We start from the raw sequence: 15,077 nt of genomic DNA on the forward strand, positions 1-15,077 counted from the left end.
CGACAGGTCGCTACCATCGGCCGGACCGAGCCCCGACCCCCGCGGATGTGACCATGTCGACGACCGAGACCCAGCCCTCCAGGGCCCGACGCGAAGCCATGCGGACGGGCTGGATCGTGGTGCTGTCACTGCTGACGCTCATCCCGCTCGGCGTGTGGAAGGAGGCGCGCGAGCCCGACAGCCCCGCCGAACTGGTCGAGGCGTTCTTCCAGGCCGTGCGCGAGAAGGACCTCGATGAGGCGTTCTCCTACACCGACGCGGCCGTCCCGGTCGGCGAGGCGGCGGCGTTCCTGCACCCGGACGCCATAGGCGACGACTGGGAGGTCCTCGAGACCACCGAGAGCGAAGGCGAATATTCCTCGGAGACGGACGTGCGGGTGACGATCGGACATCCCGACGGCATCGCCGAGGGCCGCTACGTCGTCAGCGAGTTCGACGACGAGCTGCACATCGAGAACCCCTTGCAGCAGGTCTCCTTCGCCGGTTCCTCCCAGCTGGAGATCCAGGTCAACGACCACGTGGTCGAGCTTCATCCGACGGAGCAGGTCCTGGCCGCGGGCCAGAGCCGGCAGTACGAGCTGCTGCCGGGCGTCTACCGCTTCTTCGGCGGCGAAGCGGTCGCGCTGCTCGATCCCGAGACGGCCGACATGCCGATCATCCGGCCGCCCCGGCCGGAGCCGACGCCCGAGCAGGTCGAGGCCGTCCAGGCCGCCGTCGACGACCGGATCGACGCCTGCGTCGAATACAAGACGGCTGCTCCGCCGGGCTGCCCCTTCTCGACCGACGGCTACGTCGACACGACCGAGCGGGAACGGCTGGAGGCGATCGAGGACGTGGCGTGGACGGTGTCGGAGTACCCGGAGGTGTCGGTGGTCCCCGGCGTCGACCTGTGGGGGCAGCCGGCGCTGCTCGTGGGGTACGCCGAACCGGGCCGCCTCGAACTGAACGGCACCGGCAGCTCCGATTACGAGCACTGGAAGGAGTTCACCGCCGCCTGCCGCTTCGGCGGCGAGGAACTGGTGGTGCTGCTGCGCGGCGACGACGAGGTCGAGCTCGCGCCGATCGGCGTGCAGGAGACCGACACCTGCCGGGGGACGGAATGAGCGGCGAGGAGAGCACGATGTACCAGCGGGTCTCGAACTGGGCGCGTCCGCGCCGCTGGTCGATCCTCGGCGAGGCGGTGCTGGCGGCGCTGCTGGCGCTCGTGTCGTGGCCGATCATCGCCTCGGACGGCGAGACCGAAGGGGTCGAACTGGTCACCGCCTATCTCGAGGCGCTGCGCGAGGGCGACGTCGAGGAGGCGAAATCGTACATCGGATCGAGCCAGTACCCCGACGCCGACGAGTCCCTGCTGACCGAGGAGGCGCTCTCCTCGGACTGGGAGATCGAGTCGGTGGAGCAGCGGTCCTCGTACCAGTGGTACGTCCACGCCGTGATCGGCTCCGGCGGGCGGACCGCCGAGACCGTCTTCCACCTGGAGGGGACCGAAGACGAACTGCGCATCGCCAACCCGTACGTGTACCTGGTGGTCAACCAGGGGCCACTCCAGACGCTCGAACTGAACGGCCGGTGGCATTCCCCGCGAGGACTGGAGGAGAACGGCACGGCGCAGGTGGCGCTGTTCCCCGGCTCGTACGACCTGTTCGAAGACGTGCCGGGCTTCTCCGGCGAGCACGCGGTGTCGTTCCTCGCCATGCCGGAGGACCAGCCGATCCAGTTGGCGCGCGTGGCGGGCGAGGCGATCGCGGGCAACACCGAGCTCGAAGAGCAGCTCAACGCCGACCTGGCCGCCTGGATCGACTTCTGCGCGCAGAGCGAGGAGGCCGCGCCCGAGGGCTGCCCGTTCTCGGCCCAGTCGTATTACAGCACCGACATGGTCGACGACGGCCTCCACGAGTTCGAGGAGGTCCAGGACCTGGCGTGGGCCGTGGACGCGTACCCGCATCTGCGGATCGGCTCCGATCTGGCGCTCGACACCGTCGCGCCCGGGTGGATGACGCTGTCGGGCAGCGGTGTCGTCGAATTCGAGGGCACCACCGCGTCGCTCAACGGCCGCTGCAAGATCGTCATGTCCTCCGTCGAGGTGACCCTGCTCGCCGGCGGGCAGTTCGAATTCGCCTCCCTTGAAGGCCTGACGTCCACCTGCGCCCGCGGACTGACCTGACGCGCACTCGCATTCGGACGGACGGCGCGCCCGCTCTCGCGGTTCACCCGAATGGGGCAGTGTCCAAATGTAACGTAAGCCCCGGACTCCCCCGGTCGGGCAACTGTCACGCATACGGGGGAACTGTGTCAAAAACCAACACCGCACCGCGATCGGCGGCGTCCGCGCGCCGCAAGGCGCTGGCCGGTCGTCTCGGCATCCTCGGCACCGCAGCCGCGGTGACCGCTGTCGCCTTGGCCGTCACCGCCACCGATCACGAGGCTCTGGCCGAAGTGGTCACGATCGACCCGCTCGCACCCGCTCTCGACTTCAACGCCTTCATCGAAGGCGACACGGTCCTGGCCGAGCACGAGATGGAAGGCCCGCTCGCGACGGGCGGCAACCTGGCAGTCCAGGGGCGCTACGAGATCGACATCCAGAACAACGCCAGCTTCGTCGACGGGGACGACCCGCTGCCGAGCTCGCTGGTCGTCGGCGGCCGGATGGACTGGGACGGCAGCACGGCGGACGGCGTCGTCCCGGTGCTCGGCAACGGCTACGTGAAAGTGGGCGACCTCACCGGCACCGACGTCGAGACCACCGACGCCAACGGCGCGAGCCAGCCGACCCGGCTGGTCCCCGCAGGCGCCGGCTACGACGCCACCCCGCGCGTGGAGACGGTCGTGCGGCAGCCCGCCGACACGGTGGAGTCCTCACCGATCGACTTCGAGGCGGCCTTCGCCGAGATGCGGGCCAATTCGGAACTGCTCGCGGGCTGCGCGAACACCGTGACGATGTTCGACAGCCGCGAGGGCGGCTCAGCGGTCGCGAAAGGCGAGGTCCAGCCGGGCCAGCAGATCTTCATCACGCTGACCGAAGGCGAGACCAACGTCCTCAACGTGACCGGCGAGGACCTGAACAACATGTCCGATCTGACCTTCGTCAACAAGCCGACGGCCGACACGCCGCTGCTGATCAACGTGGACACCTCGGGCACCGGCGGCGTCTTCGCCTGGGACGTCGCCACTCAGGCCGGTATCGGCGGCGCCGACGCGCCGTACCTGCTGTGGAACTTCAGCGGCACGACCGAGCTGACGCTCGTCGGGGGCGACACGGTCGAAGGCAGCATCTTCGCTCCGGACGCCGACTTCACCGACCTCAGCGTCGCCAACGTCGAAGGCCAGATCGTGGCGGCGAACGCCGTACTCGGCACGACCGCCGCGAACTCCGGGGAACTGCACTACTTCCCGTTCGACGCCGAGCTCACCTGCGACACGGACGTCGAACCGACCCCGTCGCCCACGACCGACGAACCGACCACCGACGAACCGACCACCGACGAACCCACGACCGACGAACCCACGACCGACGAACCGACCACCGACGAACCGACCACCGACGAACCGACCACCGACGAACCCACGACCGACGAACCGACCACCGACGAACCCACGACCGACGAACCGAGCAGCGACATGCCGAGCACAGAGGGGCCCTCGGACGAGGTGCCATCCTCGGAGACCCCCGGCGGGCCCGGTGACGGGGCCGGCGGGATGCTGCCGACCACCGGCTCCATGCTGATCCCGCTGGGAATCGTCGCGGCGATCCTCATCGCGGTCGGCACGGCGGCACTGGTCCTCAGCAGACGCCGCCGACTCCAGTAGACCGACTGTCACAGGGCTCCCGTACCGTTCGATCGAAGCGATCGACGACCACGGGAGCCCCATGAAGTTCAGGACGATCGACGGCGACCGCTCGATGCGGCGGCCCGTCGTCGAGACCGAGGAGCTCGTCGAGCTGACCGACGGCCTCGATCTCGACTTCGAGTACCACGACCGCCTGCTCAAGGGCCTCGACTGGTCGCAGGGGAGCGGCGACGGCATCCTCGAGTCCAGCGCCGTCAGGGACGCGGACCTGTCGGGGTCCGTGCTGTCCCCTCTGGAGGTCGTCGACGTGGCCGTCGAGCACTCGGTGCTCTCCAACGGGCGCTGGGAGCGGATGACGGCGCGGCGGGTGGAGATCACCGACAGCCAGCTCGTCGGCTGGCAGGCCCAGTTCTCGCTCGCCGCCGACGTCTACATCGCCGACTGCCGGGCCGACTTCGCGGGCATCTCGATCGGCACCGCGAAGGGCCCGGTGGTCTTCGAGCGGTGCCGGTTCATGAACGCGAGCTTCCTGGGCGACCTGTCGAAGGCGGTGTTCATCGAGTGCACCTTCCCCGACGCCGACTTCTCGCGCGTGTCGAACGCGAAGGGGTGCGACATGCGCCGCTCGGACCTCGGCGGCGTGAACGGCCTGATGAGCCTCAAAGGATCGCTCATCACGGCCGACCAGGCCGTCCAGATCGCGGGCGAGCTCGCCGTCGCGGCGGGGTTCAAGCTCGCATAGACCGCTCGCGTCCGACGCTGATGCCGACGCGCGGCAGGTAGAAGATCGCGGCCGCCACCATCGCCGCCGCGAAGACCACCAGCAGCACGATCGGGTAGCCGACGCCGACACCGCCGTCCTGGCCGCCGAGCGACCAGATCGGCTGCATCATCGCCAGCGTGGCCGTAGGCTCCTCGGGGTCCGAGAAGAGCACCTGCCGGATCGTGTCGTTCGCGTTCGCCATCCACACGGCCATGCCGACGAGGGCGACGAGCGGCCAGGCCGCGGCGGCGAACGCGCCGTTCGCCTTCGACGCGGGAGCGCCGAGCGCCGTCGTCGAGCGGCGGCGATCCTCCAGGCCCCAGAACAGGGCGGTGAACACGAACAGCGCGGGAATGGCGATCCAGGCCCGCGGCACGAGCGCGGCGAAGGTGCGAATCGCCCCGGCCTCGGCCACGGCCTCGTAGTCGGCCAACGCCAGCGGGCCCGAGCCGACGAAGAGCCATGGGGCGAACAGCAGCAGCAACCAGCGCGAGCCGTCCCCGAGGGGGCGGAGCGCGCCGATCGCGAATCCGCCCGCGAGCGCGGCCACCAGGGCGATCGCCGTCGTGATGAGCGGCGGGCCCCAGGTGCGGATCATGACCTCGGTGGGGTCGGCCCCCGTGTCCGGGCCGCCCGTCATGCGCGCCAACCACGGCAGCAGATTGAAGACGGCGCCCGCCGCGAACGCGACCAGCAGGAGGATTCCCGGGATGCCCGCGCCGGCCCGGAACGTCCTCGGTTCGCCCGGGCCCGGCGAGACCTCGATGCGGGTCCGGGTCAGGATGAACAGCAGGGCCGCGCCGATCCCCAGGACGGCCAGGAGGACGAGCAGCAGCAGCGCCTTGGCCGCGGCGAAGCCGAAGTCGCCGTACTCGAATCCGTCGATGAACACCTGGTGCAGCGGGCTCGTGTCCGGCGGACGGGGGATGCCGGTGATGTAGGGGAAGGTGAACGTCTGGAGCGCCGCGGCGGTCAAGGCGAACGCGGTCAGCCCCGCCGCGGTCACGACGGCCGCGGCGGGCTTCACTCGCTCGGCGCCGCCTCTGAAGGCCGCGAGGGCGACGAGGATGCCGATGCCGAAGACCACGCCGGACATGAGCGTCATCCAGTCGACCACGCCCGCGCCCGCGAAGCCGTCCTCGTCATACGTGTCCAAGTACCAGGCGACGACCAGGGCGGCCGGGGCGAAGGCGACGACGGCGAGGCCCCAGACGATCCGGGCGGCCGTGCGCATCGCGGCTCCGGTGCTGTGCAGGCACCAGGCGACGAGCGGCGCGATGACCGCCCCCGAGACGACGGTGCCGACGGCGATGTAGGCGACGGGCAGCAGGCTCGAGAAGAACTCGCTGTCGCTGAAGACGTGTTCGAAGTTCTCCCAGCCCACCGGTTCGAATTCCCCGAGGAGGCCACCCGATTCGCGGCTCATGGTGAAGGTGCGCAGCGTGGGCAGGACGTAGGCGATGAGGGTGGGGATCAGGGCCGCGAACAGCAGCACGAGGCCGAGACCGATGCGAAGTCCGCTGCTGGGAGGCCGCGGCGGCGGCATCTGACCCGGCGGGGGCGCCTGGCCCGGTATCGGCGGCGGGGCATAGCCGGGCTGCGGAACACCCGGCGGGTAATGGCCGGGCGGGTACTGAGCGGGCGGGTACTGGTTCGAAGGGTTCGATTCGCTCGGGCCTGGGGGATGGTTCACAGTGACTCCTCTGGGTGAGTCGGACTCGACCACACTGTATTGTGACCTCGCCAACACAAGCCATGAGCCCTCGGGAAAAGCGGCAGGACCCCACGCTCAACGCGCCCGGGCGCCGAACCCGCGCGAACCGACCGCCGCACGGGCGAACGGCCCCGACGGATCCACGGCGACGAGCCCGGGACGGCCGGTGACCCCCGACATCACGACGCCGAGAGAGCGGCGTCACCCGCGGGCGGCGTGCCTACGATGCGGATCAGGCCCGTGCGACCAATGTTGCGACACTCGATGCGAGGTAACCGTGTTCGCCAATCCCGTCTTCCGCTACCGCATGCTGACCCTGGCCGAAGGCTGGTCCTTCGTACTGCTCCTGGTGTTCGGCTCCCTCCTGAGCCGCGTCTCGGAGATCGACCTGGTGATGCCGCTCGGTCTGATCCACGGCCTCCTGTTCGTGCTGCTGATCGTGGCGACCTTCCTGATCCGCCGCCGTCTGGGCTGGGGCGTCGGGATGACGCTGGCGGCCCTCGCGGCCGCGGTGGTCCCGCTGGCGCCGTTCGTCCTCCACCACTGGAAGCGGGCCGAGCTGCTCGCCGCGGAGCGGGCCGCCGAGCCGGTTCGCGCCTGACGCCGGTCGGCGGCGGCCTCCGCTCCCGTCACTCGGCCGCCCGCTTCCCACCTCCCCCGGTCGATCCGCGGACGATCTGGGCCCGGTGGTAGGCCTCCACGGCCTCCTGCACCGCTTCGAAGCGCCGGCGGAAGTCACCGTCGACGGCCGACGCGAGCTCGTGCAGCGTCTTGCCGCGCCGCCGCAGCGACTTCCGCAACCACTGCTGCCACTCCGCCGTGGCCTCGGCCTCAGCGACCGTCTCGGGAAGCCAGACCGGCATCGGATCGCCGGTCTCGGCGAACCTGGGATTGGGCTTGAACCCCTCCGCGCCGGGAAGGAAGTCGCGGATCGCGGCGGCGGTCCAGCCGCGGGCCTTCAGGATCGGCCTGGTCACCCACGCCCGGCCCTCGGAGTTGCGGACGAAGTTCCGCTTCGGCTCGCCTCGGATGAGGTAGACGTCGCGCTCATCGGGCCGGGCGCCGGTCCATTCCAGGGCCGCGAGACCGACCTCCGAGAGCCGGGAGGTGTCGCCGTCGAAGCGGAGCAGCCATTTCATCGCCTCGAAGGCGACGTCCTTGACGATCAGCTCGGCCGGGTCCCGGGCCGCGCCCGGATCGCTCGGCGGCCGCGGCTCATGCCGCCCGTGGTCTCGTGAACTGTCGGTCGGCTTCGGTGCGTCCATCGCATTGTCCGTTCACTCGGTCTCGCACTGACTACGTGGAGTGATCCACGCTTCTCGTCAAAGGTACGGACGGCACCGACAATTTCTCAGCCGCGCGAGCCCGTCGGCCTACGGCTCCGAGAGCGCGGCGCGCAGCTCGCGGATGAGGTCGGTGGCACCGTCGAGCCGATCCCCGTAGCGCCGAGCGAACTCGTTCAACAGCGGCGCTCGCGCGGCGCGGGCCCGGACCGCCAACTCCCTGCCCCGTTCAGTGAGTTCGAGCACGACGGCACGGCCGTCGGTCTCGGACGCGGCACGGGTGATGAGGCCCTCGGCGGCGAGGCGGGAGACCAGGCGACTGGGATGGCCGGACTCGGCGACGAGATGCGCGGCGAGCCGCTTGAGGGTGGTCGGACCGAGCTCGTCCAACGCCATGAGCGCCTCGGCCTGCACGCACGTCAGCCCGAGCGGGCGGAACAGCGCGCTCAGCGCGGCGTTCAGCTCTGTGACGAGACTCTTGACCTCGAAGGAGAATGCGAGCACGGCGCCCGCATGCAAATTACGTGACATGTCATCCATCTCCGCTACACTCAATTACATGACACGTTATCCAAATATGCCGCTGCACCGTGAAGCCATGCGCGTGGACCGGTTCGGCGCCGACTCCCCCACTCCGGCCCGCGAGACCGTTGCGCGCCGAGGGCTCGCCGGCCGGGCCATCGTGCGCGTCACGCACGCCTCGGTCGGGGTGACCGACGCGATGGCCGCGCGCGGCGACTACCTGCTCCACCCCTTCCGAGGCTTCGTGCCGGGGTACGACTTCGTCGGCACGGTCGAGCACCTGCCCGCCGGCGATCGCTCGGGCCTGTCGCTCGGCCGGCGAGTGGCCGCCGTCATGCCTTTCATGGGCGCCCACGCGGACATGGTGAGCCTCGCCCCGTCGCTGCTGGTGCCGGTGCCCGACGAACTCGACAGCCCCACCGCCGCGACGCTCCCCTTGGACACCGTCACCGCGTTCTTCGCGCTCGACGCGCTGGCGCTCGACGACGGCGCGAGCGTCCTCGTTCAAGGCGCGAGCGGAGCGGTCGGCGCCTGGACGGTGCAGCTCGCCGCGGAGCGCGGCCTCGCCGTCTACGGCACCGCGTCGCCACGCTCGCGCGACTACGCCGAGCGGCTCGGAGCCGAGGTGCTCGACTACCGCGACCCCGCGTGGATCGAGCGCCTGGCGACGGCATCGGGCGGCGTCTCGGGCGCCATCGACCACACGGGCAGCCGCGCGCTGCGCCGCGCCGTGCGCCCGGGCGGACGCATCGTGCGCATCGCCTTCGGCGGCGAACCCGGGAGGCAGCGCAGCGCCACTGCGACCGGTTTCCTCACTGCGGCCATGCGGCGCTACGCGCGCCCCGGCGAACGCGTCTCCTCGGTGCCGATCATCGTGGCGACCCGCCGGAGCGCATACCGGCGGGCACTGTCCACGCTCATGGAGGCGGTCGCCACCGGCAGACTGCTCGCACCGCTGCCGCAGACGTTCCCTCTCACTGAATACGCCGATGCGCTCAAGGCCGCGAACAGCGGCGACCCGGGCGTCAAAACCGTCCTCACCATGTCCCACAAATGATCTCGAGGACGCGGTAGTAGTGAGCGGCCGTCCCGAAGAAACAGCGGCCGCGACTCACCACCCGCACGACCGCCACGAAAAAGGGGACCTCGCGGTCCCCTTGTGATGGTCGGGTTGACAGGATTTGAACCTGCGACCCCCTCGTCCCGAACTATCGGCAACACGGTTATCCAAGGTCAACCAAGGTGCATCAAGGCTGGTCAGAGCCATTCTGAGACATCCTCAGCCATGCCGGTTGCTGTAGAAAACTGCTGTACAGCATCCCCCAACTGTCCAAAATGGTGTCAACACTCTCTTGACATGGAGGCCGGGTTCATTGGCCGGGGTCGGGCGCGCATTACGCTTGACCCGCGACAGGGCGGCACCGCAGGGGCCCGCCCTCAACCGCCCTGGGGTGCGCGCCCGAAGGGGTCCCCGGCCAAGGGTTCCGGCCGGAACTTTCAGATCATCCTCAAGGCGTCCTTCTTTGGCTGTGCCAGCCGCGGGACGGGGACGTGGGCCCCGCGCGAGGGGCCCCGTCCCGCGGCTGGCACGCGGCCGATAGGCCGCCTTGAAGATGTATAGAAAGTTCTCACAGGCTCCTGGATGGGGTGTCTGGCAAGTCTGGCGTTTGCGGCGGATGCTGCGTAAGCTGGAGTGTATGAAGCAACGTATGACAATCAATGTTGATGCTCCGTTGGCTGCCTGGTTGCAGTCCGAGGCAACCTCGTCCACCAACGGAAACGTGTCGGCCTTCCTGGAAGACCTGATCCGTCGTGAAGCGCTACGGGAGTCGCTGGACGCTCATGCGAACTTCTTCGAAGCTCGACCGGGTTGGTTCGATGATCTCGAAGCCGAGCACGAGGCCGCCTGGAGGTCCGGCGAGTGATCCGCCGTGGTGAAGTCTGGCGGTACGAGTCCTACGTCAACCGGCCAGGCCGAACCGGGCTCCGCCTGGTGGTCTCTGCCGACGAGGTGAACGGGGCCGACCGAATCCCGGTGGTCCTGGCGCTTGAAGTTCTTGACGCTGACCCTGGCGGCTTGCTGTCGGTCAAGCTCGATGAGGGTTCCTGGGCATCTGCGCTCTCGGTGGTCGCCTGCCAAAAATCGAGAATGGCGGAACTCGTGGCGACTGCGGATGACGCCACGATGGAACTCGTCTCTTCGGCGCTGAGAGCTGTCCAGGCGCTTTAGCGACTGATAGACTCAGCCCAATGGAACTATACGACAGGGCGTTTAATCAAGCTGAAGAACTTCTCTCGAATGAACTTCCTCGACGGTGGAGTCATGTGCAAGCCGTGGGTAGCAAAGCGTTGTCAGTTGGGTCTCGGCTGATGAATGATACTGATCAAGAAGCACTTGCAGTTTCTGCGATCTTGCATGACATCGGGTATGCGTCTGAGCTTGCTGCCACTGGTTTTCATCCACTCGATGGGGCTCGTTGGTTGCGCGATCATGGATGGAACAAGCGCATCGTTGATCTCGTTGCACACCATTCTTGTGCAGCAGTTGAGGCTGAGGAACGTGGCCTGCGGGAGGTTTTGGAGGCTGAGTTCCAGAATGAAGCCTCAGAAGTTACTGAGGCGCTCTGGTACTGCGATATGACGACTGGACCGACTGGCTTGGACGTTGAAGTCGGCGACCGTCTCACTGAGATTTTGGAGCGTTACGGGCCTGATCATGTCGTGTCGCGGTTCATTCGGAAGGCACAGAGCTCGATCATGGATGCTGTGAGCAGGACTGAAGCAAGGCTTCTGTCGGCCTAACCGATATACGGTGCGGTCCTGTGCTCAAACCCGTGTTCAATGCGCATCCTCATAGAGGGGTTGATCGAGAGGTCGTCGAGTTCTGAGCGCTTGAACCATTTCACTTGTGTTGATTCATCGCTCGTGGTGGGAGTGCCCCCGGTCTGCTCTCCACGAAAACAAATTGAGAACTGCTGACGCACTTCGCCATCGCTGTACTCAATCAAATGGTTGGGATTGGTATACATACCGATGATCTCGGTGATTTTGATGTCAATCCCCGACTCTTCCTTGGTTTCCCTAATCGCCGTATCTGCAATGTATTCACCTGGATCGTGAGCGCCACCGGGCAGTGCCCAATCACCGTTATCGGTCCGTTGAATTAGTAGGACACGGTTCTCTGAGTCGAGAACGAAGGCAGTGGTTGACGGAACCACACTGTTGGGTTCTGGTGCGTTCGGATTGTCAATGTGGTCAATACGGCTCACGGCTTGACCTTTCCGTGTTCATGGGTCCAAACATTTTTGGAGCGGGACCAAACCCTATCAAAGCTGTCCGAGAACGTTTGGAACATGGTTCCACCAGCCAACTCCTTGAGGTGGAGTACCGGCGCATGGGCAGCAGGGCAACCAAGGATGTGGGTGTTTACCAGCATCTCGTTGTCGAACTTGTAGATGCTGTTGTAAAGGGCGGTGTCGTGGTACCCAACGAACACGCCTGGAACGCCTTCTAGCTGGTTGTAGTAGGTGAGCACATTCCTGACCTTTTCGGCCATCGCCCCACCGATGCCTTCCTCGGCGCCGCGAAGCGCTACCGCTTCGGACTCAGGGTCGCCAAGAAGGACCACGATCTTCGTACCGCTCTTGGCCTTGGCTTTGATCTTCCCGATGAGGTCGGTCTGCTCCGGCAGGAACAAACCCGCGTATGCAAGCACGCCAATGAAGTCTGTTGCCTGGTCGAGTAGCCGAGCCCACAAGTCATTTGGCACGGCATAGCGCCTCGGATAAGTCTTGACCAGCTCCGACTCGGAAACGGCAATCTGCTTGTCGGCCGGAAGCACATCGGGCCACAGGTAGTTTTCCCGCTCCTTCAGAAGGGCGGCAACCTCTCTGCGGTACTTAGGGTAGGGCGCTCGCCCTTTAGTGATCCACCTCTCAACTGTTTTGGGGTCCACGCCTAGCTCTGAGGCAAGGCCCGCTGGACTAAAACCGTTGGACTGCATGGAATCGCGAAGTCGTTCGTTCGGCATCTTGGCCTTGCTCTCTTGCAAAATGAGGGACGTCTAGGGACTTCTTCACTGTATCACAGACGTCCCTAAACGTCCCTCCAGGTGGTGAACTCGTCCTTCATTCTGCGCGAATCTTGTCTCATCAGCTCGGAAGTTCCGGGTTGGGGCCCTTCGGGGTCAAGCGCTCAACAGATTGAGAGGCAAGCTGATGAAGCTGATGGTTGACACCTCTGAGGTGGCGTTCATGGTCACTCAGGCTCCGGTGCCGAAGGAGTTCAAGGGTGAGCAGCAGAAGGACAAGAACACCGGTGCCCTGAAGTGGGTGACGTCCGTGCTCGCTCTGGAGCAGAGCGACGAGAACGACTCCGGTCAGATCATCCGCATCGTGACTGCTGGCGACAAGCCGAGTGTGCAGAAAACCCAGCAGGTTGCGGTTGCGGGGCTGGAGGTCCTCCCGTGGGAGAACAAGGAAAAGGGTTCGCACGGCATCTCCTACCGGGCCGCTGAGATCAAGGTCAAGGCTGCCAAGTAATCCGGCGGGTCCCGGTCTGGGGCCTTCCCTCTCGAAAGGATCTCTGCCATGCAAGACGTGCTCTCAGGACAGATGACACTGTTCCTCAAAGGCGTGATGGCTCTTGAGCCGCAGCTCTTTGACAACGAGCGAGCGTGCTTGCGCGTCAGCGCGGGCTACGGAGGCACTCAGCTGAGTGTCCACGGTGCTCCTGCGGAGCTTCGGCAATTCGCTGAGGCGCTGCACCGTCTGGCCGATGAGGCTGAGCGGAACGGCAAGCGTCAACGTGCGCTTGACAACGCTCCGCGTCGTCGGACGAAGTTCGTCGCCGAACCGGTGGCGAATGGGAAAGAGATGAAGATCGCCGCTTAGCGGCATTCGGGGAACCGGCTCGTACTTGGCGGTCCTGGCCGGTTCCCCGGCATTCAGTTCACAGAAACCTTTGCCCCACGGGGCGGAAAGGTGGTTCTGCCATGCGTTCTTATGGTAGCAAATCTGCTGGTCGTAGCAGGGGCGGTGCGCGAGCTGCGCAGACGCTGATTGACCAGTTCGACAAGGATTCGGCGGCGCGTCGCGCCAAAATCGTCGGCATCCTCGCCGGTCTCGCCTCCGGCGCGGTGGCCTTCTTGGTCACCTTCGCGTTCCTCGATTTCGGGACGGCTCTGATGGCGACGGTCATCACCGCTCTCGCCGCTGGACTGCTCGGCGCAGGCATCTCGCTGGCCTGGCCGGTCCTGCGGGTTCTGTGGCACTGGGCCGGGGAGATCATCCTCGCCGGTCTGCTGCTGGGCCTGTACGCCGCTGTGGCGGCATGGCTGACTCCGGTCTGGGGCCTGGTGGCTCTGGCCGTCGTGGTCGGGCTGCCGTGGGTCTTCGGACCCGTCCGGCGGTTCCTGGTCCGGTGGGGCTGGTGCATGGTCACCCGTCACCGGCTGCGGGTCGCCTGCGACTCGTTCATCGAGGGCAAGGGCGTCCGCTCGGCGGTCATGCCGCTGATCCTCACGGCTCGTCCGACCGAATCGGGTGAGCGTGTCGGGATGTGGCTCCGCGGTGACCTGACGGTCGCCGAGGTTGAGGATCGCCTCGCGGCGGTCGCCTCGACCTGCTGGGCCAACTCGGCGGAAGTCTGGAAGAAGGGCCAGAAGGCCAGTCACGTGGTGGTGGACATCCACCGCCGGGACATCCTCGCCGAGGACGTGCCGATGCCGGTGGGCGACATGCTCGACGGTATCGAGCCGCACTCCTACGAGGACCTCATGCCCGATGTGGATGAGGACGTCACCGACGATCCCGAGATCCGAGCGGCGGTTGAGCAGATGCTCAACCCGCGTGGGCGCAAGCCGCGCCAGCCGAAGAACACCAAGGCCGATAAGGCCGCCACGGCCGCTGTCTCGCGGCCTGACGACGAGGGCCCGGACGAGGGCGATGAGGACTACATCCCCGAGTTCGTCTGACCCTCACCCAAGCTCCCCTTCCTGGGGCTGCTCACGGCCGGAAGGGCGGGGCCTCACCGCTCCGTCCTTCCCGCCACAACCCATTGCACCTATGTGACACCTATTGGAGGTATCGAGAATGAATATCGCTATCGGACCGAACCTGTCGATCACCGATGACTACTACCTGGGCAAGTACGCGACCGGTGAGGCCGTGAGGCTCAAGCTGGCGTACAAGAACCTGCTCGGCGGCGGCGAGCCCGGCTCGGGCAAGTCCGGTCTTGAGAATGTGATCATCGCTCAGGCGGCCCTGTCGGTCGATGTGTCCCTGATCGGCTTCGACGGCAAGCTCGTCGAGCTGATGGCCTGGGCTGAGGCCATGGACGTCTTCGTGGGCCCCGAGATGCGCAAGGCCCTGCACACGCTGCTGTGGCTCCAGCGAGTCATGGATGAACGGTACGCGTCACTGTCGGCGCGCAAGGTTCGCAAGCACGTCCCTTCTGCGGCTGAACCGGTGTACATGGCCGTGCTCGATGAGCTGGCTTACTTCACCTCGGTGACTGGAACCAAGGAAGAGCGGGAACTGTTCTGCACGCTCCTGCGCGACATCGTGGCCCGTGGCCGTGCGGCCGGCATTGTGGTCCTGGCCTTCACGCAGCGGGCCTCGTGGGACATCGTCCCCACGGCCCTGCGGGACCTGTTCGCCTACCGGTGGACCGGACGGGCCACCACCCCGGGTTCTTCGGACGTGGCCCTCGGCGCCGGGTGGGCCGAACGGGGTTTCAACGCCATGGACCTGGACCCGGCCAAGCCGGGGGACTCGTTTCTGCTCGCTGAGGGCGGGATGCCCCGCCGCATGCGAGTGGCCTGGATGTCCGATGAGGAAATCGCTCAGGTCGCCTCGTTCGCCGCAAGGCTGCGGGGTAGGGCTCCAGTGTCCTGACGCGAGTGCCGTCAAGGCGTCGTTGACACCTCGGCGGCACTCCGGGCGAACGGTTCTACCGGGGTTCGATTCCCCGGACGCCCACGACGCAAGGAACGCCACACCGAATG

18 protein-coding genes are annotated in these 15,077 nt (G+C 66.7%); 13 read left to right on the forward strand and 5 right to left on the reverse strand.

The window, feature by feature from the left end:
* The first annotated feature begins 53 nt into the window (after positions 1-53).
* The 4 genes from YWW_RS0100600 to YWW_RS0100615 all read left to right on the forward strand — a co-directional run bounded on the left by YWW_RS0100600 (position 54) and on the right by YWW_RS0100615 (position 4,531).
* The gene (locus YWW_RS0100600) at positions 54-1,103 is read left to right on the forward strand and encodes a hypothetical protein (RefSeq protein ID WP_035698154.1); all 1,050 of its coding nucleotides are present in this window, start codon (positions 54-56) and stop codon (positions 1,101-1,103) included.
* A gap of 17 nt (positions 1,104-1,120) precedes the next feature.
* Complete coding sequence (locus tag YWW_RS0100605) at positions 1,121-2,164, forward strand: hypothetical protein (RefSeq protein ID WP_155829762.1); 1,044 nt, start codon at positions 1,121-1,123, stop codon at positions 2,162-2,164.
* A gap of 125 nt (positions 2,165-2,289) precedes the next feature.
* A complete protein-coding gene (locus YWW_RS27490) occupies positions 2,290-3,807 on the forward strand; it encodes a choice-of-anchor A family protein (protein ID WP_155829764.1) in 1,518 nt (505 codons plus the stop codon).
* A 61-nt stretch (positions 3,808-3,868) separates the two neighbouring features.
* Positions 3,869-4,531, forward strand: a complete 663-nt coding sequence (locus YWW_RS0100615) for a pentapeptide repeat-containing protein (RefSeq protein WP_026928572.1) — start codon at positions 3,869-3,871, stop codon at positions 4,529-4,531.
* Here YWW_RS0100615 and YWW_RS0100620 read toward each other — a convergent pair.
* A complete protein-coding gene (locus tag YWW_RS0100620; protein ID WP_155829766.1) occupies positions 4,518-6,245 on the reverse strand; it encodes a sugar ABC transporter permease in 1,728 nt (575 codons plus the stop codon). The two genes, YWW_RS0100615 and YWW_RS0100620, sit on opposite strands and share 14 nt — an antisense overlap.
* Positions 6,246-6,543: 298 nt before the next feature.
* On the opposite strand from YWW_RS0100620, the gene YWW_RS33560 reads away from it, so the two are divergent.
* A complete protein-coding gene (locus YWW_RS33560; RefSeq protein ID WP_051325214.1) occupies positions 6,544-6,867 on the forward strand; it encodes a DUF3817 domain-containing protein in 324 nt (107 codons plus the stop codon).
* 28 nt (positions 6,868-6,895) lie between these two features.
* On the opposite strand, the gene YWW_RS0100630 is transcribed toward YWW_RS33560, so the two are convergent.
* Together YWW_RS0100630 and YWW_RS33565 are read right to left on the reverse strand one after the other, a co-directional pair.
* On the reverse strand, positions 6,896-7,531 hold the full coding sequence (locus YWW_RS0100630) for a hypothetical protein (protein WP_026928574.1): 636 nt from the start codon (positions 7,529-7,531) through the stop codon (positions 6,896-6,898).
* Between the two features lie 108 nt (positions 7,532-7,639).
* A complete protein-coding gene (locus tag YWW_RS33565) occupies positions 7,640-8,080 on the reverse strand; it encodes a MarR family winged helix-turn-helix transcriptional regulator (protein ID WP_162145901.1) in 441 nt (146 codons plus the stop codon).
* A 28-nt stretch (positions 8,081-8,108) separates the two neighbouring features.
* Here YWW_RS33565 and YWW_RS27505 point away from each other — a divergent pair, with 28 nt between their 5' ends.
* The 4 genes from YWW_RS27505 to YWW_RS34675 all read left to right on the forward strand — a co-directional run bounded on the left by YWW_RS27505 (position 8,109) and on the right by YWW_RS34675 (position 10,873).
* The gene (locus YWW_RS27505) at positions 8,109-9,128 is read left to right on the forward strand and encodes a quinone oxidoreductase family protein (RefSeq protein WP_211228382.1); all 1,020 of its coding nucleotides are present in this window, start codon (positions 8,109-8,111) and stop codon (positions 9,126-9,128) included.
* 640 nt (positions 9,129-9,768) lie between these two features.
* Positions 9,769-9,996 (forward strand): hypothetical protein, encoded by a 228-nt coding sequence (locus YWW_RS0100645; protein ID WP_155829768.1) that lies wholly within the window; start codon positions 9,769-9,771, stop codon positions 9,994-9,996.
* Positions 9,993-10,301, forward strand: a complete 309-nt coding sequence (locus tag YWW_RS0100650; RefSeq protein ID WP_026928576.1) for a hypothetical protein — start codon at positions 9,993-9,995, stop codon at positions 10,299-10,301. Before YWW_RS0100645 ends, YWW_RS0100650 begins: the two co-directional genes overlap by 4 nt.
* A gap of 20 nt (positions 10,302-10,321) precedes the next feature.
* The gene (locus YWW_RS34675; protein ID WP_081687088.1) at positions 10,322-10,873 is read left to right on the forward strand and encodes an HDIG domain-containing metalloprotein; all 552 of its coding nucleotides are present in this window, start codon (positions 10,322-10,324) and stop codon (positions 10,871-10,873) included.
* Here YWW_RS34675 and YWW_RS34680 read toward each other — a convergent pair.
* Both YWW_RS34680 and YWW_RS0100655 read right to left on the reverse strand, forming a co-directional pair.
* Positions 10,870-11,340: an NUDIX domain-containing protein gene (locus tag YWW_RS34680; protein ID WP_081687089.1), complete on the reverse strand. Its 471-nt coding sequence runs from the start codon at positions 11,338-11,340 to the stop codon at positions 10,870-10,872. The two genes, YWW_RS34675 and YWW_RS34680, sit on opposite strands and share 4 nt — an antisense overlap.
* A complete protein-coding gene (locus YWW_RS0100655) occupies positions 11,337-12,101 on the reverse strand; it encodes a helix-turn-helix domain-containing protein (RefSeq protein ID WP_026928577.1) in 765 nt (254 codons plus the stop codon). The genes YWW_RS34680 and YWW_RS0100655 overlap by 4 nt, the downstream gene beginning before the upstream one ends.
* A 187-nt stretch (positions 12,102-12,288) precedes the next feature.
* Here YWW_RS0100655 and YWW_RS0100660 point away from each other — a divergent pair, with 187 nt between their 5' ends.
* From YWW_RS0100660 to YWW_RS0100675, 4 genes are all read left to right on the forward strand, one after another.
* The gene (locus tag YWW_RS0100660) at positions 12,289-12,612 is read left to right on the forward strand and encodes a hypothetical protein (RefSeq protein ID WP_026928578.1); all 324 of its coding nucleotides are present in this window, start codon (positions 12,289-12,291) and stop codon (positions 12,610-12,612) included.
* Between the two features lie 48 nt (positions 12,613-12,660).
* Complete coding sequence (locus YWW_RS35605) at positions 12,661-12,963, forward strand: hypothetical protein (RefSeq protein WP_155829770.1); 303 nt, start codon at positions 12,661-12,663, stop codon at positions 12,961-12,963.
* Positions 12,964-13,208: 245 nt separating this feature from the next.
* Complete coding sequence (locus YWW_RS0100670) at positions 13,209-14,045, forward strand: hypothetical protein (RefSeq protein WP_026928580.1); 837 nt, start codon at positions 13,209-13,211, stop codon at positions 14,043-14,045.
* A 118-nt stretch (positions 14,046-14,163) separates the two neighbouring features.
* Positions 14,164-14,967, forward strand: coding sequence for an FtsK/SpoIIIE domain-containing protein (locus YWW_RS0100675; protein WP_035698978.1), 804 nt, complete (start codon positions 14,164-14,166; stop codon positions 14,965-14,967).
* Positions 14,968-15,077 lie beyond the last annotated feature (110 nt).

It is taken from the genome of Glycomyces tenuis DSM 44171, assembly GCF_000427885.1.
In the GTDB taxonomy this organism is placed as follows: Bacteria; Actinomycetota; Actinomycetes; order Mycobacteriales; family Micromonosporaceae; genus Glycomyces; species Glycomyces tenuis.